The sequence below is a fragment of the Hymenobacter sp. M1-2 genome (assembly GCF_057808495.1).
The window spans coordinates 58,206-72,680 of sequence record NZ_JBTYZO010000009.1 but is presented as its reverse complement, the minus strand read 5'-3'; the positions used below and the strand labels follow the sequence as shown (position 1 = coordinate 72,680).

The window sequence follows — 14,475 nt, the reverse complement described above, 5'->3', positions numbered from 1 at the left end:
GAACTTCAACTCAATGGCAGGCCTGCTTGAAAGTTACGGGCTCACCCGCGCGCCTGCACCAGAGCTTCCACCACTGGACGCATCCCCTCAATAAAGCCTCGCGTCACGGCGCCCGTCGGGTCCAGGCTGGGGTCGAGGATGGTGATGTCCATTCCCACGGCTTGCGGGGATTGGAGCAACGGGGTCAACAAGGCCGTTAGCTCCGCATAGGTTAGGCCACCGGGCTGGGGCGAATCCACAGCCGGCATCACCTCCTGGTCGAGTACGTCCACGTCGAGGTGCACCCAGAAGCCGTCGAGGCGGTGCGCGGCTACATGCGCAAGAAAAGCGGCCGCGCACGTCGCCAGGCCTTGTTGTCGCACGGCGGCTAAGTCCAGGTAATGAATAGACGACTCGCGAATGGCAGCTACGTAGCTGGGGTCCTGGTAACGGTTGCCTACGCTCCAAGCGTGCTCAGGGGCTACGCAGGGGCCTTCCTGGCCGGCCAGGCTAGTGAGCTTGTCAGGACCGCGGCCCGTGACCAAGGCTAGGTCCATGCCCGCCGCTCCGCCCGTCTGGGATAGGCCCGGCCAGGCATAATCAGTATGGCCGTCGAGGAAAAAAAGGCCGTAGCGCCCCTGCGACTTTAACCCGAGCATGTTGCCCAGCAAAATGCTGCAGTCTCCGCCCAGCACTAGCGCAAATACCCCCTGCCGTACCACCTCGGCCACACAAGCAGCCAACTGCTGCGAATAGGTTGCAATGGCATCGGCGTTTCGTACGCCTGACGCCGGGTCCAGGCGTCCACCGGCGTAGGGTGGAGTGGGTACGGTACGCACACGGGCCGGAGCCACCATATCGTAGAAGCCCCACTGCTTTAGCCATGCAGGCAGCAAGTTGACGGCAGGCTCCACGCCGGCTCTAGGGGCCCGTAGGCCTAAGTTGCTAGGCGCTTCCAGCAGGTCAATCATGAGGTTAAAGTAGCGTTAGTACTTAACGAGAACCAATTACGCAGGAATTCTCCTACAAGCTACCGCGGTGATTACATCCGCACAAACTTTCGACCATAATCATCGAGCAGTCCTACGTAGAATTGTGCCGCACTTACTTGTAACCCTGATGGCTCCTACTTGCACCGCACAGTGAGCTTTGAGCGGCCTATTGGGTGCCCCACCGAGGACCGTTCCTGCACTTTATTCAGCTTTGTCCCAACTTAGCCCTACGATTGCCTCTTACTTAGGTATCACCTGCGAATCCCTGAACCGGGTACGGTGGGAACTAGCCAACCCAACTTTCGGCCTCGTCCTTGGCAGCACGCAGTTCTCTACGGCATTCTTTTTACCATGCATCATCGCGTTGGCCTAGACCGGCGAGTACTTCTAAACACACCACCCTTGTACCCGACTATGGAATCCAAACCCCTGAAGAACAGCTCCTTGTCCTCTGATATCTTGCCTTGGCCATCCCTGCCCGCCGACTCTTGGACCGATACGAGGGAAACGTTGCACCGGTGGACGCAAATGGTGGGCAAAACCCGGCTGGCCCTCAGCCCCATGGTCAATCATTGGTGGCAGGTCCCACTCTACATCACGCCGCGCGGCCTTTCCACGGGGCCCATGCCTTACGCGAGCGGCAGTTGCGAGGTCGTATTTGATTTTCGCGGCCACTGCTTGCGGGTGCACACCAGCGACGGGCAAACCCGCGAGATGGCGCTGCAGCCCCGTTCCGTCGCCGATTTTTACCGGCACTACCTGCGCTTATTACGGGAGGCCGGTATCGACGTTAAAATCTGGCCCGTGCCCGTGGAGGTAACCGACACAACTCCTTTCCCGGACGATGAGCACCACCGGGCCTATGACCCGGCAGCCGTCGAAACGTTTTGGGCCATCATGTTACGCGCCGACCGGGTGCTGAACGAGTTTCGCAGCCGCTTCACCGGCAAGGTCAGCCCGGTTCATTTTTTCTGGGGCTCCTTTGACTTGTGCGTGACCCGTTTTTCGGGTCGGCCGGCCCCAGAGCATCCGGGCGGGGTGCCTGGCTTGGCCGACTGGGTGACGCGCGAAGCCTATTCCGACGAAGTGAGCAGCGCCGGCTGGTGGCCCGGCGGCCACGGGGCAGAGGCCGCGTTTTACTCGTATGCTTACCCGTCACCAGCTGGTTTTGCCGAGGCCCGTGTGCAGCCCGAAGCGGCTTTTTTCAGCGCCGAGATGGGCGAGTTTCTTTTGCCCTACGAACAGATGCAAACCGCCGAAACCCCGGATAAGGAACTACTCGGCTTTTTGCATTCTACTTACGCGGCGGCGGCCAGCTTGGCCCAGTGGGACCGCCCGCGTTTGGAGCGGGACTACATAGCGCAGGAATAACCGATTCCATCCTCTGGGGCAATGATAGAAGCCCTAAGCTCACCTTCCCCGGCTCACCCAGCATTCATGCCAACAATGCCCGCAAACAACCCATTGCCGGGCAGAGGCTGATACTGCTTTTACATTCGAGTCAAAGAACCACCTAATCGCGGCTCAACTCCATGCAAAAGCTGCACGAGCGGCTGCGCGGCCTGCTGCAGGTAACGATTGCCAAGCTCCACGGGCTGGCCCGCGGCGGCAGGGCCGAGCTGGCTTCAGCCCTGGACGTGCCCTTCGGGGCGAAGGGCAGCATGGGACTGGCCCAAATGGAGGTGTCGATTCCGCTACGGTAAAGGCGCAGGCGTGATCGTCTCGGTTTCCGCCGTGTAGACTTCGCCGTTGGTCTGGCGGTAGTAAATCGTAAACTGCTACAGCCTCTTTACTGCCGGCGCCTCAGGTAATGTAAAGACCTCAAAGCGAAAGGGATCTTGCGGGCTCTGGCGCGACGGAAAGATTTTACTTCTGCCATTCTCATCCGCCAAAGACATACATATTAACTGGATTTGCGCTACGCACTGGCGCAAATCCAATGAATACGCTTGCATCTGCACGCTTACGTATTACACCTACCGGCAGCTACACCGTTCGGGAATTTACTTTAACGCTTGTTTCGTGAGATTTTCAATCGATACTTGAGAGTAACGTCCTTCGTTCATAATTTAAATTTTAATTGCAAGTGCACCCAGATAATATAGATTGGTTGAATCGGTGTTCATCTGCGGTTAATTTTCACTTTAATTTTGTGAGACGGTTTTGAACAACCACGGCGACGAGCAGAATCGCGCCGCGCAAAACGGGCTGCCACCACGGACTGATTTGCCCTTCGAGATTAAATATATTAAAAATTAAGCCGAGCAATAAAACGCCGACAAGCGTTGACAGCACATTGCCCTGCCCGCCCGTCAGCAAAGTGCCGCCGACAACAACGGCCGCGATTGCGCCAAGTTCTATTCCAACTCCTTCGACCGGATTTCCGGCTCCCAAACGGGCAGATAAAATTACGCCCGCCAGTCCTGCCAAAGCGCCGCTGATTGCGTAAACGCCGATGGTCGTGCGCGAAATATTTAATCCCAAAAGACGCGCTGCTTCGTCATTGTCGCCGAGCGCGTAAACGTGCCGCCCGAAGCGCGTGTAATTGAGCACCACCCAGCCGACGGCGAAAGCAATTAGCAAAATCAAAACCGGAACCGGCAGAAAATCGCCGATAACGCCGCGCCCCAAATAAATAAAATCCGCAAATGATTGCCCAATTCGCACGCTTTTTTCGTCAGTAATGGCTAAAACGAGTCCGCGCGCGGCGATCATCATTGCGAGCGTCACAATAAAGGGTTGAATCTTGGCTTTGGCGATGAGTATGCCATTGACCAGTCCGAGTAGAGCTGCCACCGCGACTGCGCCCAATACCGCAACGAACACGCCGTTTGGCACAAGATAAGCGGCGACGACGCCAGCAAGCGCGAGCAGCGAACCGACCGACAAATCAATGCCGCCGGTTAAAATCACAAACGTCATGCCGACCGCGATCAATCCGACCATCGAATTTTGCCGCAAAACGTTAAGCAAATTTTCGGGCGTTAAAAATGCTTCGTAGCGAATTGTGGCAATAGCGCACACCGCAACCAGCATCACGAGCGCGCCCTGGCTTTGCATCACCGAACCGATTTTTGCCGCCATTGTACGCGGTCTGACTTCGGTCGTGTCCCGGATCGTAGCTTCTGCTTGGCTCATAAGAGGTATATTTTTTTTCGGATAATTTTTTAATTTGTTTTTGGGCGTTGCAAATAAACTGCGAGCAGAATAATTGCGGCTTTAATAACGAGCGACCATGAATATTTCATGTCGTTCATATTAAAACTGGTCGTAATTACGATCATAATCAGCGCCCCGATCACCGTCCCGATGATGCTGGCTCGTCCGCCGGTCAAAGGCGTTCCACCGACAACCGTTGCGGCAATTGCGTCGAGTTCAATCGCATCGCCGATTTTTGAAGCGTCGGAAGCGCCCAGCCGCGCCGTATAAATCAAACCGGCAATGCCAGCGAGCAGACCGCTGACTGCATAAACCGACAACTTTGTCGAAACCGTTGGCACCCCGGCAAGATGCGCAGCCGTTTCATTGCCGCCGACCGCCGCAATGTACCGCCCGAAAATCGTCGAACGAAACACAAAAATCGCCAGTCCGACGATTGCCGCGAGCAGCAGAATTTGCACCGGGATTCCGGCGATTACACCTTTGCCCAAATACTCAAATGCCGGGTTGCTAAACGGAATTAACTGCCCACCGTTGCTGATAACTTGCGCGATTCCGCGTCCCGCAATTAGTACTGCCAGCGTAATGATAATTGGCTGAATTCTAAAACTGCTGATCAATACGCCATTTAACGCGCCTACTGCGGTGGCCACCATCAAACCAATCAGAACCGCCGGAACCGCGCCATAATCGAGCGAAACTGCCGTGACGGCCGAGGCAATCGCCATAACCGAACCGACCGACAAATCAATGCCGCCCGTTGCAATCACAAACGTCATCCCGATTGCCACTAGCAGCGTCGGCGTTACCTGAACGAGAATATTGCTAAAACTAGTAAACGAAGCAAAACCCCGCGTGAACGCTAGGTTTACTATCAGCAAAATTGTTAGTGCAATCGCTGCTCCGTAAGTCGGCGCGTAATCGCTCAAAGTGCGCTTCTGCCGCGCGCGTGTGTCTTGTCTAATTGTATTTGCTTCAGCCATCTGATTGATTATGATTTCAAGGTTCAAGACGCTGATTTACCTCCGCCATGGCGTTGATAATCGAGTCTTGCGAGATTTGGTTACCGCGCAGTTCGGCGCTTAGTTTGCCGTCGCGCATGACGACCACGCGGTCGCTGCCTTCGACGAGTTCTTCGAGCTCGGACGAAATCATCAAAACGCCCAACCCTTCTTTTGCCAATTCATTGACGAGCGCCTGAATCTCGCCTTTGGCGCCGATGTCAATGCCGCGCGTTGGTTCGTCAAGCAACAAAAACTTTGGAGTGCAGCACAGCCAGCGCGCGAGCAACACTTTTTGCTGGTTGCCGCCGGATAATTCGCGGATTTTTTGCTCGGCCGAAGCGGCTTTGATCCCTAAGCGCCGCATAAATCGTTCGACTATTTCGTTTTGCTTTTTGCGCGAGACCACTCCGGCGCGGGTAAGGGCCGGTAATGCGGCGAGCGTTAGGTTTTCGCGCACCGACCAATCGGGAATAATTCCTTCGGCTTTACGGTCTTCCGACAAAAACGCGATTCCGGCGCGGATGGCATCGTTTGGTTCGCGCGCGTTGACTTCTTTGCCGTCCAAGACGACGCGCCCGATTTCTGTCTGGTCGGCGCCGAAAATCGCCCGCGCAACTTCGGTCCGCCCGGAACCAAGCAGACCCGCCATCCCCAGAATTTCGCCGCGCCGAACAGCGAGCGACACGTTTTGCATTCGCCGCCCGCGCGTTAGATTTTCGGTTGTCAGGAGGGGCGGGGCGTTGTCGTTAACAGTTTGGTGTTCGGCAAAGGCGGTCGCGCCTTTTTTCTCCAAATCCTCCCGCTGCTTGCCGAGCATTAAACAAACCAAATCAATTTGCTCCAGCCCTTTCAGATGGCGCGTCGCCACGAATTTGCCGTCGCGCAAAACCGTCACGCGGTCGCAAACAGCGTACAGCTCGTCGAAACGGTGCGATATATAAATAATCGCCGTGCCTTCCGCTTTCAAACGCCGAATCACTTCGTACAAGATTCCGACTTCTTTTTCGGTCAAACTGCTGGTTGGCTCATCAAGAACCAACACTTTGGCACCGAGGCTGACGCCGCGCGCAATCGCCACCATTTGCCGCATCGCAATGTTAAGGCTGCCTAAAGTCGCTTTCGGATCAATGGTTAAACCGAGTCTTTTAAGAAGTTCGCCGGTTTCACGATTCATTCGCGCCCAATCAATAAAACCAAATTTGCACGGTTCACGATTTAAAAAAATGTTTTCGGCGACCGTGCGAAACATCAATAAATTTACTTCTTGATATACCGCGACAACGCCGGCGCGTTGCGCGTCTTCGGGCGTGCGAAAATGGGTCGGCTTGCCTTCTAATAATATTTCGCCGCCGTCACGTGCGTAAGCGCCGGTCATAATCTTAATGAGCGTGGATTTACCCGCGCCGTTTTCACCGACGAGCGAATGAACTTCGCCGCGTTCCAACGTTAAACTCACGTCGTCGAGCGCGACCACGCCGGAAAAAACTTTGCGGATGTTCTGCATTCGCAGCAACGGTTCGTTGGTCATGATTAGTGATTAATAATTAGTGAAAAATAATTTATCATTAATTGATTCGCATTGCTTTTTAATAAGCTTTGGAAACAAACTGCGCTGCGTTTGACGAATCGAAGAATTTATCGGGCACAATAATCTTTTGCGGAATTTGTTCACCGCGCAAATATTTTTCGTAAGTATCAAACGCAATCGGGCCAAAACGCGGATTGCACTCGACTGTGACGTTCAGGTCACCAGAAACAATCGCTTCGAGCGCGCTCTTTTGTCCGTCAACCGAAACGACTTTGACATCTTTGCCCGGCTTCATTCCGGCGGCTTTTAACGCCTGAATTGCACCGAGCGCCATTTCATCGTTGTGCGTGTACACAACCGTAATATTTTTGCCGTGCGCTTGAATCAGGTTTTCCATGACTTTCTGCCCATTGGCGCGCGCAAAATCGGCCGGTTGCGAAGCGAGAATTTTCATGTTCAGGCTGCTTTTGATGGCCGCAAGAAAGCCCTTATTGCGCTCAAGCGCGACGCTTGAACCGGCCGTGCCTTCGAGAATAATAATGCCGGCTTTGCCGTTGGTGTTTTTGACCGTCCATTCGCCTGCGCGTTGACCTTCTTCGACAAAGTTTGAACCGATAAACGTCACATAATCGTGTCCGGGCGTTCCGGCGGCTGCGCGGTCAATCAAAAAAACCGGAATCTTGGCTTGTTTTGCTACTTCGAGCGCGCCCGTCAACCCTTCGAATTCTCGCGGAGCCAGAAAAATGGCGTCAACTTTGCGCGCCACCATGTCCTCGACATCCGAATACTGTTTCGAAGTTTGGGATTGTGCATCAGTGGACACTAGCTCGTAACCGCGCTTGGCGGCTTCGTCGCTCATTGATTTGGTTTCGGCAATCCGCCACGGTCCGTTATTTTCCATTTGCGAAAAGCCGACAACTTTTTTCCTACCGCTTTCAACGCTCGAGCTTGTTCCGGAACGTTTACGTTCGCAGCCAACTAAAATCAGCGCGATTGATAACAGGATAATCGCACCCACGAAACTTTTGCTAGTCAACAATTTCATCGTTTTCATTCCGGAAGTTAATTTTTTTGTTTTACCCGTTGGTGGTTTGATTCATAGTGAACCACCAACGCGCCCCGGCGATTGAGTCCAATGGCCGAGGGGCAGGTGTCCCAACCAGGCTCCCTCGAGCAAACGCCATGGAGGCATTAAAATCAGAGGATAGAAGGCTTACAGCTATTAAGGGAACGATAAAGAAAATCAATTCATACTCGGAGCACATTGAAATTGCTTCTCTTCTGTAAGTTAATAATATCAAAGTCCTAAATGCTGGGCTGCGTTATAACGCTTTATGTCGTCTAATCGCGCGTAACGCTCAATCATTAAATCAGTCTTCTGCTTGGTCTGATTCTTAATGGCCTTATTGGATTGCCCCGCCTCAACAGCAACGGTTACAAATGACGCCCGCAAAGAGTGAGCAGTATAGCCAGCTCCAAGATGAAGTTGTACAAGGTCGTTCACACTCTGGTCCGATAGCCGAGCCTTGCCAGGCTGGGCCGCACGTTCTTTATTGCCCCGGCTCATCCTTGTGAAGAGTGCTCCCGAAGTCCGCCCTATACATTCGAGCCATTCTTGGATTGCTCGTACCGGACAGTAGTCTGCACTGGGAGCGTAAAACACCGCTTTATCCTCACTCTCCCCATACTGGTTGGTCTTGCTGCGTTTCAAATGAATCACCAGTGCCTGCCGAGTCAGTTCAATATCTTCTACATTGAGCGCCACTAATTCAGACCGACGAAAAGCACCCGCAAAGCCTAGTAACAGCAAAGCCCGGTCCCGAAGTCCCGTAGGAGTGGTTAGGTCCATAGCGCGAACCGCCTGCTTCAACTCCGCCACCGTAAAAGCCGCCGCCTGCCGCTGACGCTTGCCAATTACGCGGGTAATACCATCGAGCACCACGTGCAATGCCTCATGGCTAGTAGGCGAAGGCTTTCCCGCCAACTGGTGAAGCTTTGCAATAGCCGCGACGTGCCGACGGATTGTAGCCAGCTTCATACCCCGGTCAGCCATCTGCGAAACGTAGCCGGCTACCGTGGTCACATCGGCCGGCAGATACAGCAACTCGTGATGTTCGCAGTAATCCTGAAAGCTGCGCAGGTCGGCCGCGTACCCGCGCTTGGTATTCTCGGCGCCGTGCAAACCGGCCTCTACATAGCGGCTAACCGAAGCCGGCATCTCGACCATCGAGTGCGAGCGAGTCGGAACCAGAACTGGGAGCTGCGATGCGTTTTCCATGTAGCCTATATAATAAGGAGTAAAACCTCGACTTTTGGTCGATTTCCAAAGATACAAGCTCAGTACCGACAATTAACTATTATCGGTACTAAGTTTGTATCTCCACCAAGAAGGTTCTAAAAGTTCTCCAACGTGTAAAATCCCAAAGATGATGACAGCGCCAAAGTGAAGTTTTACAAACAAATTGTTTTGTCTTCTACAATGGCGACTCTTGACTCTGCTTGGCTGGGAACGTCGGTACTGTTTTCCCGTCCATGGAAGCCTGCCCAGCCGGCTGGGTAACCCTGGCCTTGCCCGGCTGTCAAACGCCGCACCCGCAGCACCAACTTTGCAATGACTGTCTACCCATCTGCCTACACGACCGTGTACCTAAAAGACCAGGAAATAGCGCTGGGCAAAGCCTACCAACAGGAATTCTACGATAGCACCCGACAATTCAATCGATAGAGCGCCCGCAGCTTAGCTGGGTTAACAAGCCTTACCTTAGGATTAAAGGCATGCGAGCGGTCGACGGGCTCGCCCTAGATGCCGGGGCCAGTCAGGCGCACGGTGCCGTAGCCCAGACGTTGACGGTGAGCGGCTGGGCCGACTTGGGGGCAATGGTGCGGGTAGTAGACCTAAACGAAAACTTGGGTGGAAACAGGACGCTCGCCATGACAGCTGATGATTGACACGGTGAACAGCCCCTAATCCCTTATAAATAGAAGAAGAGAGCCCGGTGTAAAGCTAGCGAGTGGTAGAGGTGCTGAAACCGCCACTATTTGCGCGGCGCCTCATTCTTACTAAAGTAAGTAAGAAAGTTAGGTTGGCCGTTCGAGGCCGAGAGGCCACCATCAATCGTAAGGATAGCCCCGTTGACGAAGCCGGCGTCTTCACTGGCAAGAAAGACGACAACGCCCGCAATTTCGGCGGGGGTAGCAGCTCGCCCTATCGGTAGGCGGTCGGCAAAAGCCACCTTCAGAGCCTCCACTTTCTCGAATTCAGCGGTAGCCTCGGTCGAGGTAAAGCTTGGCGCCACGGCATTGATGCGCACGCCGCGCGCACCGTACTCGAGCGCCAAGGCCTTGGTAAAATTGGTGACGGCGCCCTTAGCCGCGTTGTAAGCACTCAGCCCCCAATCGCCGCCCAGCCCCGATACGGAAGACATATTAATGATGGAGCCCTTCGTCTTCAAGAGATGAGGCAGGGCTTCGCGCGAACCGAAAAAAACGCTGTCTAAGTCGGTTCCCATGGTCTTTCGCCAAAGTTCGGTGGTGGTTTGCTCGAAAGGAACCATGCTGGCGAAGCCTGCATTATTGACCAGCACATCTAGTTTCCCGAACCTAGTGACCGTGTCTGCGACCAGGCGCTGCACGTAAGCCTCATCTGACACATCGCCTGCGTGAATCAATGCCTTTGCAGGGTCGCCCTCCCCTAGGGTTTCGTGGAGCTTGTGTTCGCGCCGCCCGTTGAGCACAACGGACGCACCTTCTTGGAGAAAGCGGCGCGCTATTCCAGCCCCAATGCCGGAACCAGCGCCCGTAACAATTACAACTTTACCTTCGAATCGATTCATCATTGCTTTGAGTTTTAAGACAGTTTAGGTAGCGCATTGCTACTTTTCTCATTATTTCAACGTCGAAAAAAGGCCTCGGGCCTGAGCGGGTGTTGGCTGAACCTAAGCACCCGCTCAGGCCCAGCACCCGCCTTAAAAATCAGCTTTTTGCTGGTTCAGCTACTGCTTCCGCTGCCTCAAGCGGTTTTGCCGGGTAGACACGCGCTATGACAAGCTTGGTGCCCATTGCTTGGCCTTTTCACCTTGCGGCCATTGTGCTCTGGCTGCGTGACTGTTCACATACCCTAGTTCATCTCAGTCACTTGGTTGTCCTTCGCGGCGTTGGGCCAGGGCGTGGTGTCCAGCTTCAGGCGCGTGAGCTCGAAACCGGCTATGCGCCAGTGCCCGTCTTGCTTCTCGTAGCGCTCATGGTAATAGCCGAAACCATGCACCTGAGCTACAGGGGAATCAGTAGGGTTGGTGAAGGTCAAAATGTCTTCCATGGCCCAGATGCCGGTAGCGGTAGTGGGCGTGAGCAGCTCAATTTCGTGGTGCTTCACCTGATGCACGGACCGGCTTGGGTTCAGGTAAGGGGCTATCTGGCTCATGATGACTTCGCGGCCATCAAATTGCCCCTGTAGCTGACCTTCAGTGCCGTAGAACTTAAGAACCACGTCTTCGGTGAGCAACTGGCTGAAAGCCTCCCACTGCCGGGTATCAAGGTAGCGGCAGTAGCGCGCTTTCAGGGTTCGGATTTGTTCAATGTCAGCCTGCACGGGGTTGATTGGGTTGGGATTAAGATAAAAAAGAGAAAAGGGCAGCTAAGCGATAGATTGAGCGGGCTTCATCACTACCCGGCACCACACCGAGCCAACCGACCTCAAGAGCCACTAATAGGCGCCTACTTCGAACGGTGTCTCTTGTTGCAACGATTGAAGACGGGTAGCCCAGGCCAGCAACTCCGCCTGCCGGTCCGCGTCTGACAGCCGGGCCGGGCCATATACTACGTGGGGAGCGAGCACGGTCCAGCCGGTGAACTCCAGCATGCCCCGGTGCAGGGGGCGTAGCACCCCGGCTAAGTCACCATTGTATCCACCAGGCTGATAATCGCTGGCTCCGCTACCGGTAGTAAGCGAGAGCAAAGCCCGCTTACCCTGGAAGACTCCAGTGTCATACAATTGGCCCGCTCCGTAGGCTCGGCCGATGGCAAACACCCGGTCGACCCAGCCTTTGAGCACGGCCGGCACGCTAAACCACCAGAGCGGGAATTGCCAGATCATCACGTCGCACCAGATCAGCTTTTGCAGCTCAGCCTCAATATCCGGCGCAAAGCTTTGGTGCTCGGTGGCGTGTAGTTCTTCCACCTGCTGCTTATAGTAGGTCGGGTCGCATACGGTGGTGAAGTTGCGGCGGTCCGAAACGGGATCAAACGCGGCCGAGTAGAGATCGGACACCCGCACGGCGTGACCTGCGGTCTCGAGCGTAACCACGGCCGTGCGTAGCAGCGCGCCGTTGAAGCTTTGGGATTCGGGGTGGGCAAAAACAATCAATATGTTCATGACATGGTTTCTTTGAGGCAGCAAACCTACCTGCAACTCCCAACCATCTGCAACTCCGCAGCTCCTTGTGAGCTACTCACAAAAAAGAAAGTAATGTCTACTCGTAAACCCACGTCTACTAACAGCCGCAACCGCGCGGCCCTTGACGAATTCTGCGGCCTCACCTACGCCCTGAACATGCTCGGCGGGCGGTGGAAGATGCTCATTCTCTATAACGTTAACAAGAAGCTGCGCCGCTACAGTGAGCTCAAGCAGGCGCTGCCCAACATCACTGACCGCATGCTGGCCTTGCAGCTGCGGGAGCTAGAGCATGACGGGCTGCTGACGCGTACCCTATATGCGGAAGTGCCCACCCGTGTTGAATACGAGCTAACGACTAGCGGACACAACCTAACCGCCACCTGGTTGGGGCTAGAGGCGTGGGGCAACGCGCACCGGCATACAGTTGAACAATCCCAGTAGCCGCTAGCAGGCTTATGCTAACGCTGAAGAACTGGGCCACCGCTTTTCATTGCCGTAGTTAATTATCAATTCTACTTTCCATCCTCATGCAGCAGCTTCGGCAGCATATTGAACACCTTGTGTCCCTTACGGATGAGGAGTTTGCGGCGGTGGCTGCCCGGTTCAGTTGTCAGCAGTTCAAGAAGCACGCATTGGTGGTGCAGGTCGGCCAGCCGGTCAAATACAACTATTTCGTGGTAAAGGGGCTGCTGAAACTAGTGTATACGGACGAGGCAGGCAGGTCCCACTTTCTCTCCTTTGCTCTGGAAGACTGGTGGGAAACCGACTTTGCCGCCTACTACACCGCAACCCCTGCCACTTTATCGCTGCAGTGCCTAGAAGATACGGGCGAAGTCACAAAAATCACCCACACGACGGCGCCGGGCCCTCTAAGCGATGAGTTCAAGCAATAATTTGGTATGGATAGCTATTTGCCCTACGCGGCGGTTGCTCGCTGATAAAGGCTCTTCTTCCAAGAAGGCAGAATTACATGCTAGTGGCCTTGGTTAAAAGTTTGGTCCAAAAGTTAAGCGGTGACCTTAGCAGTTGCCGTCTTTCGGTGGGCGTGGATGACCACTTTACGGTGGCGTAAGTACTTATAAAGGATGACCTTGGAAATGTTCAGGCGCTGGGCAATCTCGTTAACGTCGAGTTGCTGCTCGCATCATCAAGGGAAACCCACCCCCTCCAGCTTGCGCCGCAGCAGCTTCTGACGAGCCGCGCCCGTGGTGCGTTGCAAGGCTTCCGTCAGGTGGTGACGTGCCGCTGCCGGGTCGCCGTTCAACTGGTGCAAGTCACCCAGCACGGCGTGGTACAGATAGCTACCGGTCAGCGCCTGGGCTTGAGCCGTCGCTTGCAAGCCCAGCGCGGGGCCATCGGCGCGGGCGACGGCCACGGCCCGGTGCAGGGCCACTACGGGGGAAGGGCGCAACGCCAGCAGTTGGTCGTAGAGCTGGCGAATGGCCAGCCAGTCGGTAGCGGCGTAGGTCGGGGCTCGGCAGTGCTCCAGCGCGATGCCCGCCTGCAGGTGGTAGGCACTAGCCTCGGGTGCGTCGGCGGCGCGGGCGAGGTGGCGCAACCCGCGGGCGATGAGCGGCTGGCTCCACCGGCGGCGGTCCTGCTGTTCGAGCAGTACCAGGTGGCCTTGCGCGTCGGTGCGGGCGGGCAGCCGGGCCGCTTGGAGGCAGAACAGGGCCAGCAGGGCGTGGGTGTCGGGGCCGTCGGTGCGCGGCTGCCGGGTGAGCAGCAGGGCCAGGCGCAACGCTTCGGCGCACAGCTCTTGCCGGATAGGCGCGGCGGGCTGTTCGGAGTCGTAGCCTTCGCTGAAGAGCAGGTAGAGGGCGTGCAACACGGCCGCCAGGCGGCGGGTCAGCTCGGCGCCGGTGGGCACTTCCAACGATACGCCGGCTGTGCGCAGGGTTTCTTTGGCCCGAAACAGACGCTTGGTGATAGTGTCGGGCGAGGTGAGAAAGGCGGCAGCAATTTCCGCCACGCTCAACCCGCCCAGGGTTTTCAGGCACAAGGCTACCTGCGCCGCCGGGCTCAGCGCCGGATGGCAGCACACAAACAGCGTCCGCAGTTGGCTGTCGGTTAGCTCCTCCGCCAGGTAGTGCGGCGCGGCTTCCGCCACGCGCTGCTCGGCCGCGCGTAGCTCTTGCCCGATGCGGCCCCACCGCTGCTCGCGGCGTAGCCAGTCCAGGGTTTTGCGCTGAGCCACGCGGTACAGCCAGCCGGCGGGGTTGTCGGGCACGCCGTGCAGGCGCCAAGCGGTCAGCGCTTCCATCAAGGTGTCCTGCACGAGGTCTTCGGCCGCGGCGAAGTGGGCCACGCCCAGCCAGCGCAGCAGCAGGGCTTGCAACCGCCCTGCCTCGTGGCGGAACAGGTGCTCGACTAAATGCTCGGCGGAAGCAAACGACATGGGCAGGCGACAAACGACGTACC

At 55.8% G+C, this 14,475-nt stretch carries 15 protein-coding genes; 5 read left to right on the top strand and 10 right to left on the bottom strand.

The features are described from left to right. Positions 1 to 41 precede the first annotated feature (41 nt). Positions 42 to 950, bottom strand: a complete 909-nt coding sequence (locus tag ACYSMN_RS10570; RefSeq protein WP_488923843.1) for an arginase family protein — start codon at positions 948 to 950, stop codon at positions 42 to 44. A 435-nt stretch (positions 951 to 1,385) separates the two neighbouring features. Here ACYSMN_RS10570 and ACYSMN_RS10565 point away from each other — a divergent pair, with 435 nt between their 5' ends. Together ACYSMN_RS10565 and ACYSMN_RS10560 are read left to right on the top strand one after the other, a co-directional pair. After that, positions 1,386 to 2,342, top strand: a complete 957-nt coding sequence (locus ACYSMN_RS10565) for a DUF5996 family protein (protein WP_488923842.1) — start codon at positions 1,386 to 1,388, stop codon at positions 2,340 to 2,342. Positions 2,343 to 2,503: 161 nt separating this feature from the next. Further along, on the top strand, positions 2,504 to 2,674 hold the full coding sequence (locus ACYSMN_RS10560; protein WP_488923841.1) for a hypothetical protein: 171 nt from the start codon (positions 2,504 to 2,506) through the stop codon (positions 2,672 to 2,674). Between the two features lie 436 nt (positions 2,675 to 3,110). Here ACYSMN_RS10560 and ACYSMN_RS10555 read toward each other — a convergent pair whose 3' ends face one another. From ACYSMN_RS10555 to ACYSMN_RS10535, 5 genes are all read right to left on the bottom strand, one after another. Next, positions 3,111 to 4,055 (bottom strand): ABC transporter permease, encoded by a 945-nt coding sequence (locus ACYSMN_RS10555; protein WP_488923840.1) that lies wholly within the window; start codon positions 4,053 to 4,055, stop codon positions 3,111 to 3,113. 83 nt (positions 4,056 to 4,138) lie between these two features. Beyond that, positions 4,139 to 5,140, bottom strand: a complete 1,002-nt coding sequence (locus ACYSMN_RS10550) for an ABC transporter permease (protein WP_488923839.1) — start codon at positions 5,138 to 5,140, stop codon at positions 4,139 to 4,141. Next, positions 5,130 to 6,662, bottom strand: a complete 1,533-nt coding sequence (locus ACYSMN_RS10545; RefSeq protein ID WP_488923838.1) for a sugar ABC transporter ATP-binding protein — start codon at positions 6,660 to 6,662, stop codon at positions 5,130 to 5,132. The genes ACYSMN_RS10550 and ACYSMN_RS10545 overlap by 11 nt, the downstream gene beginning before the upstream one ends. Positions 6,663 to 6,720: 58 nt before the next feature. Further along, complete coding sequence (locus tag ACYSMN_RS10540; RefSeq protein ID WP_488923837.1) at positions 6,721 to 7,716, bottom strand: ABC transporter substrate-binding protein; 996 nt, start codon at positions 7,714 to 7,716, stop codon at positions 6,721 to 6,723. A 243-nt stretch (positions 7,717 to 7,959) separates the two neighbouring features. Then, a complete protein-coding gene (locus tag ACYSMN_RS10535; RefSeq protein WP_488923836.1) occupies positions 7,960 to 8,940 on the bottom strand; it encodes a tyrosine-type recombinase/integrase in 981 nt (326 codons plus the stop codon). A 497-nt stretch (positions 8,941 to 9,437) separates the two neighbouring features. On the opposite strand from ACYSMN_RS10535, the gene ACYSMN_RS10530 reads away from it, so the two are divergent. Beyond that, positions 9,438 to 9,611 carry a hypothetical protein gene (locus ACYSMN_RS10530; protein WP_488923835.1) on the top strand — a complete coding sequence of 58 codons (174 nt, stop codon included), beginning with the start codon at positions 9,438 to 9,440 and terminating at the stop codon, positions 9,609 to 9,611. A gap of 86 nt (positions 9,612 to 9,697) precedes the next feature. Here the strand turns inward: ACYSMN_RS10530 and budC are convergent, their stop codons facing one another. The 3 genes from budC to ACYSMN_RS10515 all read right to left on the bottom strand — a co-directional run bounded on the left by budC (position 9,698) and on the right by ACYSMN_RS10515 (position 12,033). Then, positions 9,698 to 10,498, bottom strand: a complete 801-nt coding sequence (budC, locus tag ACYSMN_RS10525) for a meso-2,3-butanediol dehydrogenase (RefSeq protein WP_488923834.1) — start codon at positions 10,496 to 10,498, stop codon at positions 9,698 to 9,700. Between the two features lie 281 nt (positions 10,499 to 10,779). Next, complete coding sequence (locus ACYSMN_RS10520) at positions 10,780 to 11,250, bottom strand: nuclear transport factor 2 family protein (protein ID WP_488923833.1); 471 nt, start codon at positions 11,248 to 11,250, stop codon at positions 10,780 to 10,782. Between the two features lie 114 nt (positions 11,251 to 11,364). Then, positions 11,365 to 12,033, bottom strand: a complete 669-nt coding sequence (locus tag ACYSMN_RS10515) for an NAD(P)H-dependent oxidoreductase (RefSeq protein ID WP_488923832.1) — start codon at positions 12,031 to 12,033, stop codon at positions 11,365 to 11,367. A 93-nt stretch (positions 12,034 to 12,126) separates the two neighbouring features. Between ACYSMN_RS10515 and ACYSMN_RS10510 the strand changes: the two genes are divergently transcribed. Beyond that, positions 12,127 to 12,495, top strand: coding sequence for a winged helix-turn-helix transcriptional regulator (locus tag ACYSMN_RS10510; RefSeq protein WP_488923831.1), 369 nt, complete (start codon positions 12,127 to 12,129; stop codon positions 12,493 to 12,495). Positions 12,496 to 12,581: 86 nt separating this feature from the next. Next, positions 12,582 to 12,947, top strand: coding sequence for a Crp/Fnr family transcriptional regulator (locus ACYSMN_RS10505; RefSeq protein ID WP_488923830.1), 366 nt, complete (start codon positions 12,582 to 12,584; stop codon positions 12,945 to 12,947). A 254-nt stretch (positions 12,948 to 13,201) separates the two neighbouring features. Here ACYSMN_RS10505 and ACYSMN_RS10500 read toward each other — a convergent pair whose 3' ends face one another. Then, complete coding sequence (locus ACYSMN_RS10500) at positions 13,202 to 14,452, bottom strand: RNA polymerase sigma factor (protein ID WP_488923829.1); 1,251 nt, start codon at positions 14,450 to 14,452, stop codon at positions 13,202 to 13,204. Positions 14,453 to 14,475: the final 23 nt, after the last annotated feature.